The organism is Pseudomonas atacamensis (genome assembly GCF_017167965.1).
In the GTDB taxonomy this organism is placed as follows: Bacteria; Pseudomonadota; Gammaproteobacteria; order Pseudomonadales; family Pseudomonadaceae; genus Aquipseudomonas; species Aquipseudomonas atacamensis.
In genome coordinates, this window is the sequence record NZ_CP070503.1 from 4,828,649 (window position 1) to 4,840,941 (window position 12,293).

The window sequence follows — 12,293 nt, forward strand, 5'->3', positions numbered from 1 at the left end:
GCTCTGCGTGGGAATGCCTCAACGGACGCTCCGCGTTCGGCTCTGGATGGGACGCGGAGCGTCCCGGGCTGCATTACCACGCGGAGCGTGGGAACGATCAAAGCCCCAGCATCAAATCTGAGGCTTGACCCGGTCCGCCGGGCGCCGTACACCAGCGACAATCTTGTCCACAGCCTTGGTCGCCGCGACCATACCAAACGTCGCGGTAACCATCATCACCGCGCCAAACCCGCCGGCGCAGTCGAGCTTCACGCCGTCGCCGACAAAACTCTTCTGCAGACAAATGCTGCCATCCGGTTTCGGGTAGCGCAGCTGTTCGGTGGAAAACACACACGGCACGCTGTAGTGGCGGGTCACGGTGCGGGAAAAGCCGTAGTCCCGGCGCAACGTCGAACGGACTTTCGAGGCCAGCGGATCGTTGAAGGTGCGGTTCAGATCGCAGACCTGAATCAGCGTCGGATCGATCTGCCCGCCCGCGCCGCCGGTGGTGATGATCTGGATCTTGCGGCGTTTGCACCAGGCGATCAGCGCCGCTTTGGCATTGACCGCATCGATGCAGTCGATCACGCAGTCGATGTTCGGCGTGATGTATTCGGCCATGGTGTCGCGGGTAACGAAATCGGCCACGGCGTGCACCGTGCAATCGGGGTTGATCCCGCGCAGACGCTCGGCCATCACCTCGACCTTGGGTTTGCCGACGGTGCTGTCCAGCGCATGCAACTGGCGGTTGGCATTGCTGACGCAGACGTCGTCGAGGTCGAACAGCGATATCTCGCCCACCCCGCAACGGGCCATGGCTTCCGCCGCCCAGGAACCGACGCCACCAACGCCGACGATCGCCACATGGGCGGCGCGCAAGCGTTCCAGGCCCTCGATGCCATACAAACGGGCGATGCCTGCAAACCGCGGATCTTCTGTACTCATGACCATTACCCCAAAAACCGGCGCGCATTATAGGGCTACGCAGCGACAAGTTTTAAGCTGCAAGCGACAAGTGTAAGAACTTAAGTCAGAGACGGCTGCCCAACGTCAGGCATTTTCCCGTCAGTTGTACGACTGGTTAACCGCCGGTGTAGGATGCGCGCCCCTCGGGCGTCTATCCGACCGATCCTTCGTTCCACAGCCTTTGGAACCCGAAACAGCTATGTCATCGCGTAAATTTGGACTCAACCTGGTGGTGGTGCTGGCCATCGCTGCCTTGTTCACCGGTTTCTGGGCGCTGGTCAATCGCCCGGTCACGGCGCCGAACTGGCCGCAGCAAATCTCCGGCTTCTCGTATTCGCCATTCCAGCAGGGGCAATTCCCACAGAAGGATCAGTATCCGTCTGACGACGAAATGCGCCGTGACCTGGAAATCATGAGCAAGCTGACCGACAACATTCGTATCTATTCGGTCGACGGCTCGCTTGGAGACATCCCGAAACTGGCGGAGGAATTCGGCCTGCGCGTCACCCTCGGCATCTGGATCAGCCCGGACCAGGAACGCAACGAACGGGAAATCACCAAAGCCATCGAGCTGGCCAACACCTCCAGAAGCGTCGTGCGCGTGGTGGTCGGCAACGAGGCGCTGTTTCGCGAGGAAATCACCCCGGAAGCGCTGATCGTTCTGCTGGATCGGGTGCGCGCTGCGGTAAAAGTACCGGTGACCACTTCCGAGCAATGGCACATCTGGGAGAAATACCCGCAACTGGCCAAGCACGTTGACCTGATCGCCGCCCACGTCTTGCCCTACTGGGAATTCATTCCGGTGGACAAGGCCGGCCAGTTCGTCTTCGACCGTGCCCGCGATCTGAAAAAACTCTTTCCGAAAAAACCGCTGCTGCTCTCCGAGGTCGGCTGGCCGAGCAATGGTCGCATGCGCGGTGGCGCCGATGCCTCGCCGGCAGATCAGGCGATTTACCTGCGCACACTGGTCAACAAGCTCAATCGCCAAGGCTTCAACTACTTCGTGATCGAAGCGTTCGATCAGCCGTGGAAGGCCAGCGATGAAGGTTCGGTCGGCGCCTACTGGGGCGTGTTCAACGCCGCGCGCCAGCAGAAATTCAATTTCGAAGGCCCGGTGGTGGCGATTCCGCAATGGCGCGTGCTGGCCATCGGCTCGGTGGTGCTTGCGCTGCTGTCGCTGACGCTGCTGATGATCGACGGCTCGGCGCTGCGCCAGCGCGGTCGCACGTTCCTGACGTTTATCGCGTTCCTCTGCGGTTCGGTGCTGGTGTACATCGGTTACGACTACAGCCAGCAATACAGCACGTGGTTCAGCCTCACGGTCGGATTCCTCTTGGCGCTCGGTGCGCTCGGGGTATTCATCGTCCTGCTCACAGAGGCCCATGAACTGGCCGAAGCGGTGTGGATTCACAAGCGCCGGCGGGAATTCCTGCCGGTGCTGGGCGATTCCGATTACCGACCGAAAGTGTCGATCCATGTGCCGTGCTACAACGAGCCGCCAGAGATGGTCAAACAGACCCTCGACGCACTGGCCGCGCTCGATTATCCAGACTTCGAAGTCCTGATCATCGACAACAACACCAAGGACCCGGCGGTGTGGGAACCGGTGCGCGATTACTGCGCAACCCTCGGCCCGCGCTTCAAGTTCTTCCACGTTTCGCCGCTGGCCGGTTTCAAGGGCGGCGCGCTGAATTACCTGATTCCGCATACCGCCAAGGACGCCGAAGTCATTGCGGTGATCGACTCCGATTACTGCGTGCACCCGAACTGGCTCAAGCACATGGTGCCGCACTTCGCCGACCCGAAAATCGCCGTGGTGCAGTCGCCGCAGGATTATCGCGACCAGAACGAAAGCACCTTCAAGAAGCTGTGCTACGCCGAATACAAGGGCTTCTTCCACATCGGCATGGTCACCCGCAACGACCGTGACGCGATCATTCAGCACGGCACCATGACCATGACCCGTCGTTCCGTGCTGGAAGAGTTGGGCTGGGCTGACTGGTGCATCTGTGAAGACGCCGAACTCGGCCTGCGCGTATTCGAGAAAGGCCTGTCGGCGGCGTATTACCACGACAGCTACGGCAAGGGCCTGATGCCGGATACCTTCATCGACTTCAAGAAACAGCGTTTCCGCTGGGCCTATGGCGCGATCCAGATCATCAAGCGCCACACCCGCAGCCTGCTGCGCGGCAAGGACACCGAACTGACTCGCGGTCAGCGTTATCACTTCCTCGCTGGCTGGCTGCCGTGGGTCGCCGATGGCATGAACATCTTCTTCACCGTCGGCGCGTTGCTGTGGTCGGCGGCGATGATCATCGTGCCGCAACGGGTCGATCCGCCGCTGCTGATTTTCGCAATCCCGCCGCTGGCGCTGTTCGTGTTCAAGGTCGGCAAGATCATCTTCCTCTACCGCCGCGCCGTCGGCGTGAATCTGAAAGATGCGTTCTGCGCGGCGCTGGCCGGCCTGGCGTTATCGCACACCATCGCCAAAGCGGTGCTGTACGGTTTCTTCACCAGCAGCATTCCGTTCTTCCGCACGCCGAAAAACGCTGACAACCACGGTTTCTGGGTGGCGATCAGCGAGGCTCGCGAGGAGCTGTTCATCATGCTGTTGCTGTGGGGCGCGGCGCTGGGGATCTTCCTCGTGCAGGGCATTCCGAGCAATGACATGCGCTTCTGGGTAACCATGCTGCTGGTGCAGTCGCTGCCGTATCTGGCGGCGCTGATCATGGCGTTCCTGTCGTCGCTGCCCAAACCTGTGGCCAAGGCTGAGCCGGCACCGGTCGTCTAAATCCGCAACGCAGCACTAAACGGCGGCCAATGGTCGCCGTTTTGCTTTAAGATAACCGCCATTTTGCGGGCCTTGGCGTGATAACCGGTCTGACTGACCACCCCTGTCCCTTGTGGGAGCGAGCCTGCTCGCGAAGGCGTTGTAACATTCAACCTTTAAGGTGCCTGGTAGACCGCTTTCGCGAGCAGGCTCGCTCCCACATTAGAAGCCCAAGCTCATACCCCATGATCCCGGAGTTTTCCATGACGGCCCACGCCGACCTATCGCCGACCCTTCAACTGGCCATCGACCTGATCCGCCGTCCTTCCGTGACCCCAATCGATGCCGACTGCCAGAAGCAGATGATGCAGCGCCTGGGCGATGCCGGTTTCACCCTGGAGCCGATGCGCATCGAAGATGTGGATAACTTCTGGGCCACTCACGGCAACAACGACGGCCCGGTGCTGTGCTTCGCCGGTCACACCGACGTGGTGCCGACCGGTCCGGTTACCGCATGGCAGATCGATCCGTTCAATGCCGTGATCGACGAACATGGCATGCTCTGCGGCCGTGGCGCGGCAGACATGAAAGGCAGCCTGGCATCGATGACCGTCGCCGCTGAACGTTTCGTCGCCGACTATCCGAACCATAAAGGCAAGGTCGCTTTCCTGATCACCAGCGACGAAGAAGGCCCGGCGCATCACGGCACCAAGGCTGTCGTCGAACGTCTGGTCGCGCGCAACGAGCGTCTGGACTGGTGCATCGTTGGCGAACCGTCGAGCACCACCTTGGTCGGCGATGTGGTGAAGAACGGCCGTCGCGGCTCCCTCGGCGCCAAGCTCACGGTCAAAGGCGTGCAGGGCCACGTGGCCTACCCGCATCTGGCGAAGAACCCGATCCACCTCGCCGCTCCGGCGCTGGCAGAGCTGGCCGCCGAGCACTGGGACCACGGCAACGATTTCTTCCCGCCAACCAGTTTCCAGATTTCCAACCTCAATTCCGGCACCGGCGCGACCAACGTGATCCCGGGTGATCTGGTGGCGGTGTTCAACTTCCGTTTCTCCACCGAATCGACCGTCGAAGGCCTGCAGAAGCGTGTGGCCGACATCCTCGACAAGCATGGTCTGGACTGGCACATCGACTGGGCGCTGTCCGGCCTGCCATTCCTCACCGAACCGGGCGCGCTGCTTGATGCGGTGTCGTCGAGCATCAAGGACATCACCGGTCGCGAGACCAAGGCGTCGACCAGCGGCGGCACCTCCGATGGCCGTTTCATCGCGACCATGGGCACGCAAGTGGTTGAACTGGGCCCGGTCAACGCGACCATCCACCAGGTCAACGAGCGCGTGCTGGCAGCCGATCTCGACGTGCTGACCGAAATCTATTACCAGACCCTGATCAAGTTGCTCGCCTGATGCTCGCGTGCCCGATCTGCAGTGAGCCGCTCAACGCGGTCGACAACGGCGTGGTCTGCCCCGCCGGGCATCGGTTTGACCGTGCGCGTCAGGGTTATCTGAACCTGTTGCCGGTGCAGCACAAGAACAGCCGCGACCCGGGCGACAATCAAGCGATGGTCGAGGCGCGGCGTGATTTCCTCAACGCCGGGCATTACGCGCCAGTGGCCAAGCGTCTGGCTGAATTGGCGGCGAGTTATGCGCCGGAGCGCTGGGTCGACATCGGTTGTGGCGAGGGTTACTACACCGCGCAAATCGCCGAGGCTTTGCCCAATGCTGACTGCTACGCGCTGGACATTTCCCGCGAAGCCGTCAAACGCGCCTGCAAGCGCAACCCGGCGATTACCTGGTTGATCGCCAGCATGGCCCGTGTGCCATTGGCCTCAGGCAGTTGCCAATTTCTCGCCAGCGTCTTCAGTCCGTTGGATTGGGAGGAAGCCAAGCGTCTGCTCAGCGTCGGCGGCGGCCTGATGAAAGTCGGCCCGACCCGTGGCCATCTGATGGAATTGCGCGAACGCCTGTACGACGAAGTGCGCGAGTACACCGACGACAAGCACCTGGCCCTGGTGCCGGCAGGCATGGCCTTGGCGCACAGCGAAACCCTGGAATTCAAGCTGACTCTGGACAAGCCCGAGGACCGCGCCAACCTGTTGGCGATGACGCCTCACGGCTGGCGTGCCAGTGCCGAGCGTCGCGCGGCGGTGATCGAACAGGCCGAGCCGTTCGAGACCACCGTGTCGATGCGCTACGATTATTTCGTTCTTCAATAACTTTTGGTCTCGGGCACAGGCCCGGGGCCGGCTAAATCCGCGAATGGATTTTTCAGACCCGCAGTGAGGACATCCATGCGCCAACCGGATATCGAGATTTACCTGAAAGACGCCGACGTCGACCACAAGGCCATCGCCGCCTGGCTCGGCCAAGCGCTGGGCCCGTGCAGCGACTGGGTGCAGAAAGGCCAGACGTACAAGTGCAAGGCCGGCAACGTGCCGGTGACCTGGCTGCCGAAAGCCGTGGGCAAGTGGAACAGCCTGTTCCTGGAAAGCGACCAGACCCCCTGGGACGACGACATCGCCTGCGCCCGCGCAGCCTTCGCGGCACTGAACGTCGAGGTGCGCTGCGCACCGGGAACGTGGGTCGAAGAAGAAGGTGAAGAAACCGCTGATCGCTGGATTCGCATCAGCGAAGACGGAGAAGAAGAAATCACCTGGAAGACCGCTTAGCGGCAGCTACAAGCTTCAAGCTTCAAGCTTCAAGCTGAACTGCTTGCAGCTTGAGGCTTGAGGCTTGCAGCTGCTGTTACAGACCTACAACATCCTCAGCCTGCAACCCCTTCTCGCCGGTGATCACCGCGTACTCGACCTGTTGACCTTCGGTCAGCGAGCGGTGCCCTTCGCCGCGTATCGCGCGGTAGTGCACGAACACGTCCACGCCGTCGTCGCGCTGGATAAAGCCATAGCCTTTGGCGTCGTTGAACCACTTCACGTTGCCGGTTTCGCGTATTGCCATCTGTTCATACTCCTTTTTTATTATTGAACGGGCTTTTCGCAGGAAAGCCTTCGAGGAACGTCAGCCTGCGTCCGACGTCCATGACAGGGCACCGGCAACAGAGCGCCGAGTATATGACAGGTGCGAAAACTCTCAACAGGAGATTACTTCGGTGCTTTTTTGCCGATTTTCGCCTAATACGGCAAACTGTCCGCCCCGAGCGCCTGCTCGGTTTTATTCACTCACGCAGAAGCCGTATGACCCGTTCCCCGTTCCGCCGTCTTGTGTTTGGCACCCTGCGCCGCCTGTTGTATCTCTGGGTTCGCTCCGAGACCATCAATCAGTCGTCGTTCACTCTTAACCTCGACCGCAGTCGTCCGGTGTTCTACGTCCTGCAAAACCCTTCGCTGACCGATCTGGCGGTGGTTGACACAGAGTGCACCAAGGCCGGTTTGCCACGCCCGGTGCTGGCGGTGTCGGTGGGTTCACTCATCGAACCAGCGGCGTTTTTCTATTTGACGCCGGACCCGGACTGGCTCGGTCGCCAGGACAAACGCGGCGCGCCGCCGACTCTCACCCGTCTGGTCAGCGCGCTGACTCAGAATGCTGCCGAAGACGCGCAGATCATTCCGGTCAGCGTGTTCTGGGGCCAGTCGCCGGACAGCGAAAACAGTCCGTGGAAACTGTTGTTCGCCGACAGCTGGGCAGTCACCGGACGCCTGCGCCGGCTGCTGAGCATCATCGTCCTCGGGCGTAAAACCCGCGTGCAGTTTTCCGCGCCGATCCATCTGCGCGAACTGATCGATCACAACAAGGGCCACGAGCGCACCGTGCGCATGGCCCAGCGCATCCTGCGCGTGCACTTCCGCAATCTGAAAGCAGCGGTGATCGGCCCGGACATTTCCCACCGGCGCAATCTGGTCAAAGGCCTGCTCAACCAGCCGCTGGTCAAACAGGCGATCCTCGACGAAGCCGAGCGCGAAAAAATCTCCCCGGAGAAAGCCAAGGCCCAGGCCCTGCGCTACGGCAACGAGATCGCCTCGGACTACACCTACACCGCGATCCGTTTTCTCGAAGTGGTGCTGAGCTGGTTCTGGAACAAGATCTACGACGGCATCAAGGTCAACCACATCGAGGGCGTGCAGAACGTTGCGCAGGGTCACGAAGTGATCTACGTGCCGTGCCATCGCAGCCACATCGATTACCTGCTGCTTTCCTATCTGCTGTTCCGCAACGGCCTGACCCCGCCGCACATTGCTGCCGGGATCAACCTCAACATGCCAGTGATCGGCAGCCTGCTGCGTCGCGGCGGTGCGTTCTTCATGCGCCGCACATTCAAGGGCAATCCGCTGTATACCTCGGTGTTCAACGAATATCTGCACACGCTGTTCACCAAAGGTTTCCCGGTCGAGTATTTCGTCGAGGGCGGGCGCTCGCGCACCGGGCGCATGCTGCAACCGAAAACCGGCATGCTCGCAATCACCCTGCGCAGCTTCCTGCGTTCGTCGCGGATGCCGATCGTTTTCGTGCCGGTGTACATCGGTTACGAGCGCGTGCTCGAAGGTCGCACCTACCTCGGCGAACTGCGCGGGGCGAGCAAGAAAAAAGAATCGATCTTCGATATTTTCAAAGTCATCGGCGCGCTCAAGCAGCGTTTCGGTCAGGTCGCGGTCAACTTCGGTGAGCCGATCAAACTGGCCGAATTCCTCGACGCCGAGCAACCGGACTGGCGCCAGCAGGAGCTCGGCCCGCAGTTCAAACCGGCGTGGCTCAACGAAACCACCAACCGCCTCGGCGAGAAAGTCGCCCGGCACCTCAACGAAGCGGCGGCGATCAATCCGGTGAATCTGGTAGCGCTGGCCCTGCTGTCGACCACGCGCCTGGCGCTGGACGATCGGGCCATGGCGCGGGTGCTGGATCTGTATCTGGCGCTGCTCCGTAAAGTTCCGTATTCGCCACACACCACCTTGCCGGAAGGCGATGGTCGGGCGCTGATCGAGCATGTGAAAGACATGGATCTGCTCGCCGAGCAGAACGATGCGCTGGGCAAGATTCTCTATCTGGACGAGCAGAACGCGGTCCTGATGACTTACTACCGCAACAACGTCCTGCACATTTTCGCTCTGCCGTCGTTGCTGGCGAGTTTCTTCCAGAGCACCTCGCGCATGAGCCGCGAGCAGATCCTGCGCTACACCCGCGCGCTGTATCCGTACCTGCAATCGGAGCTGTTCATCCGCTGGAACCTGGACGAACTTGATGCAGTGATCGACCAGTGGCTGGAAGCGTTCGTCGAGCAGGGCCTGCTACGTTTCGAGAAGGACGTTTACCTGCGCCCGGCGCCGAGTTCGCGGCATTTCGTGCTGCTGACGCTGCTGTCGAAAAGCATCGCGCAGACCTTGCAGCGTTTCTACATGACCGTGTCCCTGCTGCTCAACAGCGGCCAGAACAGCATTAGCGCCGAAGAGCTGGAAGACCTCTGCACGGTCATGGCCCAGCGTCTGTCGATCCTCCATGGCCTGAACGCCCCAGAGTTTTTCGACAAGAGTCTGTTCCGCCACTTCATCCAGACCCTGCTCGACCTCGACGTCCTGCGCCGCGACGAAGCCGGCAAGCTCAGCTACCACGAACTGCTCGGCGAGCTGGCCGAAGGCGCAGCCAAGCGCGTGCTGCCGGCGGAGATTCGCCTGTCGATCCGCCAGGTCGCGCTGCATCGCAGTGAAGATGCGGCGGATCAGATCACGCCACAGCCTGAGGCTTGAAGCCTTAGACCTGTGGGAGCGAGCCTGCTCGCGAAGACGGAATGTCAGTCGACATTTAGTTTGACTGACCCAGCGCTTTCGCGAGCAGGCTCGCTCCCACATTGAAAGGAGTTCCACCCATGAAAAAACTGCTGACCTTCGCTGCCGCCACCCTGCTCAGCGCCTGCCAATCAACCACACCCGCCGGCAAGGCCAGCCTCGACGGCGAAGTCTTCTACCTGCAACGCATCGCCCTGCCCCCGAGCGCGACCCTGAGCGTGAGCCTGCAAGATGTGTCGCTGGCCGATGCACCGGCCATCGTCCTCGCCGAACAGAAAGGCCCGATCAAAGGCCAGGTGCCACTGCCATTCCATTTGAGCTACGATCCGGCGCAGGTCAAATCCGGCCACCGTTACTCGGTCAGCGCGCGCATTGAAGTCAACGGCGAGCTGATGTTCATCACCACCGAAAACCACGCCGTGCAACTCGACGGCAACGACCCGCAGCCGCTGAAAATCCGCGTCGACGCCGTTCGTTAATCCATTTTTCGCCACAAGGAAGCCGCCATGCGCCGCCCTACCCTTCGCTTCGCCGCCGCCTGCGCCGGCCTGCTGATCTCCGCCAACGCCTTGGCCTTGTCGCTCAACGACCTGTCGCAACAAGACGCCACCGGCGGCCTCAAGGACGCCCTGACCCAAGGCGCCCAGATCGCCGTGAAGCAACTCGGCACCCCGGGCGGCTTCAGCAACAACCCCGAAGTGAAAATCGAACTGCCGGGCAAACTCGGCAAAGCCGCGAGCAAGATGAAAGCCTTCGGCATGGGCGCCCAGGTCGAAGAACTGGAAACCGCGATGAACAAAGCCGCCGAATCCGCCGTGACCCAGGCCCAGCCAATCCTCGTCGATGCAGTGAAGAAAATGAGCGTGGCCGACGCCAAAGGCATCCTCAGCGGCGGCAACGATTCGGCGACCCAATACCTGAACAAATCCAGCCGCGAACAGATCCGCGCGAAATTCCTGCCCATCGTCAAACAAGCCACCGACAAGGTCGGCGTCGCGCAGAAGTACAACACCTTTGCAGGTCAAGCTGCGGCTTTCGGTGTCGTCGACGCCAAGAGCGCCAACGTTGAAAGCTACGTCACCGAACAGGCACTCAATGGTTTGTTCGAGATGATCGGCAAGCAGGAAGAAACAATTCGTCAGAACCCGGCCGCTGCGGCGACGAGTCTGGCGAAGAAGGTGTTTGGTACGCTTTAAGTCGTTACAACATGGGGGCGATTCAATTCGCTCCCATGCTTGCCTCCACGTAAAGAACTACGTAAAAAAAACACCCACTCCCGCCCCATCTTCCTTCTCTCAAAAAGCTGCAATTGGTCCAGCTCTTCCAGCATCGACGCCGCCTCGCTACCCGAGCAGGAAAAATTTTCCGCGACATTGCTCGCCGTAAACTCCTTCGCCTCCCCGCTTTTAGCCACCTGATAAACCGCGCGCTGCCGTTCCGTCAGTTGAGCAATTACGCCAGAGCTCGTCAGCCAGCGCTCAAAGTCCTGAGTGTCTGCCAGACTCTTGCGGTACACAGTTATAAAACCGACCACGGCTCGCAAAATCACCGCGCATTGAAACTCGATGAAATAAGTCAGATCCAGCTCGTCTGCCTCGGTGTGCAGGTAGGAGCGTCCGTATTTCACCGGTGCATTGCGCAGCAGCAGACTGATCGCAATGTAGCGAAACGCCGCGAACTCATGTTTGAACATGAACCAGTAAAACAAGGCTCTCGCGACCCGCCCGTTACCGTCGCGAAATGGATGTTCATAACCCATGGCGAAATGCAGCGTCACGGCCTTGATCAGTGGATGCAGATAATTTTTGTCCAGAATCGAGGCAGCGGGCCGGTTGATCCAGGCGGAAAGCCTCGCCAACCGCGCAACCAATCCTGCAGCAGGAGGTGGTCGGTGCACGGTGTTGCCTGAACCATCCTGAACAACCACCTCATCATTGGTCCGGAACAATCCTGGGGAATACTGCTCGTCATCGATCCCCTCCACACCCACTCGATGGATCTCTGCAATCAGCTCAATGCTCAGAGGTTCATAACGCTTTTCCCAAGCGAAATTCATCATTCGATAATTACCCATGACCATGCGCTCATCTGGCGTCCGCGGCTGGCGCTGATGCTTGAGCATGTCCTTGGCTACGCGCGTGGTAGTCGCCGCGCCCTCCAACTGGCTACTGGCGATGGCTTCGTCTTCGATCAGGTCATTGAGCAGACAGGAGAAATGCGCCCGCTCGCCGATCTGACTGGTCATGTAATCCAGCGCAGCCGTACTGGCGTAACGATCCACCACAGCCAAGGTTTTCTGCGCCGACGGCGTTGGCACGTATTTGACCCACTGCACCGGCTCGCCCAACGGCAACAAATGAATGTACTGGGCCGCCCGCGCCTTCTTCACCAACGCCCAACAAAGATTCGCGTCCAACCCAGCCGCCCAGCGATAGCGCAACGCCTCGAATGGCAGATAGCGCCCCTGATCATCGAGCGGCTTGAGCAGCGCCAGATAATCCGCAAGTCGTTGCTTGTGGGGCGAGCGGGCCAACAGGTCGAAAACAGGATCCGTTCTGCCAGCTAATGTCGGTGGTTTCTTCATCAGACAGACTCAAGGACTCGGAAAAGCAGAACCCGGAGTACAGCATTGGACGGCCAGCGCCTCAAGATCGGAGGACTCTGAAAAAGCTGTAGGAAGGCAGCGTGAATTGGCGATTCGAAATGAATTGGCTGTCAGACCGCCTTCGCGAGCAGGCTCGCTCCCACAAAAGCAAAGCAGCGCAGCTGCCCGCGGCAAAGCCGCCCCACTCAACAATGAGCGCAAGCTCGAGTGCTCTTGATCTTGATCCACCGGCG

General features: G+C 60.4%; 10 protein-coding genes. 7 read left to right on the top strand and 3 right to left on the bottom strand.

The window, feature by feature from the left end; translation table 11 throughout:
• Positions 1-111: 111 nt before the first annotated feature.
• Positions 112-930 (bottom strand): tRNA cyclic N6-threonylcarbamoyladenosine(37) synthase TcdA, encoded by an 819-nt coding sequence (tcdA, locus tag JWU58_RS22110; RefSeq protein ID WP_102900544.1) that lies wholly within the window; start codon positions 928-930, stop codon positions 112-114.
• A gap of 214 nt (positions 931-1,144) precedes the next feature.
• On the opposite strand from tcdA, the gene JWU58_RS22115 reads away from it, so the two are divergent.
• The 4 genes from JWU58_RS22115 (at position 1,145) to JWU58_RS22130 (ending at position 6,392) form a co-directional block, all read left to right on the top strand.
• The gene (locus JWU58_RS22115; RefSeq protein WP_056783195.1) at positions 1,145-3,736 is read left to right on the top strand and encodes a glycosyltransferase; all 2,592 of its coding nucleotides are present in this window, start codon (positions 1,145-1,147) and stop codon (positions 3,734-3,736) included.
• 242 nt (positions 3,737-3,978) lie between these two features.
• Positions 3,979-5,130, top strand: a complete 1,152-nt coding sequence (dapE, locus tag JWU58_RS22120) for a succinyl-diaminopimelate desuccinylase (RefSeq protein ID WP_024011765.1) — start codon at positions 3,979-3,981, stop codon at positions 5,128-5,130.
• A complete protein-coding gene (locus JWU58_RS22125; RefSeq protein WP_206420992.1) occupies positions 5,130-5,939 on the top strand; it encodes a putative RNA methyltransferase in 810 nt (269 codons plus the stop codon). The genes dapE and JWU58_RS22125 overlap by 1 nt, the downstream gene beginning before the upstream one ends.
• A 75-nt stretch (positions 5,940-6,014) precedes the next feature.
• Positions 6,015-6,392 carry a hypothetical protein gene (locus tag JWU58_RS22130; protein WP_016771488.1) on the top strand — a complete coding sequence of 126 codons (378 nt, stop codon included), beginning with the start codon at positions 6,015-6,017 and terminating at the stop codon, positions 6,390-6,392.
• 76 nt (positions 6,393-6,468) lie between these two features.
• On the opposite strand, the gene JWU58_RS22135 is transcribed toward JWU58_RS22130, so the two are convergent.
• A complete protein-coding gene (locus tag JWU58_RS22135) occupies positions 6,469-6,678 on the bottom strand; it encodes a cold-shock protein (protein WP_206420993.1) in 210 nt (69 codons plus the stop codon).
• Between the two features lie 236 nt (positions 6,679-6,914).
• Here JWU58_RS22135 and plsB point away from each other — a divergent pair, with 236 nt between their 5' ends.
• From plsB to JWU58_RS22150, 3 genes are all read left to right on the top strand, one after another.
• Entirely contained in the window at positions 6,915-9,416 is a 2,502-nt protein-coding gene (plsB, locus tag JWU58_RS22140; protein ID WP_024011762.1) for a glycerol-3-phosphate 1-O-acyltransferase PlsB, read from the top strand.
• Positions 9,417-9,535: 119 nt separating this feature from the next.
• Entirely contained in the window at positions 9,536-9,934 is a 399-nt protein-coding gene (locus tag JWU58_RS22145; protein ID WP_024011761.1) for a YbaY family lipoprotein, read from the top strand.
• Between the two features lie 27 nt (positions 9,935-9,961).
• The gene (locus tag JWU58_RS22150; RefSeq protein WP_130887773.1) at positions 9,962-10,651 is read left to right on the top strand and encodes a DUF4197 domain-containing protein; all 690 of its coding nucleotides are present in this window, start codon (positions 9,962-9,964) and stop codon (positions 10,649-10,651) included.
• Here the strand turns inward: JWU58_RS22150 and JWU58_RS22155 are convergent.
• Positions 10,648-12,039 (bottom strand): Fic family protein, encoded by a 1,392-nt coding sequence (locus JWU58_RS22155; RefSeq protein ID WP_206420994.1) that lies wholly within the window; start codon positions 12,037-12,039, stop codon positions 10,648-10,650. The two genes, JWU58_RS22150 and JWU58_RS22155, sit on opposite strands and share 4 nt — an antisense overlap.
• Positions 12,040-12,293: the final 254 nt, after the last annotated feature.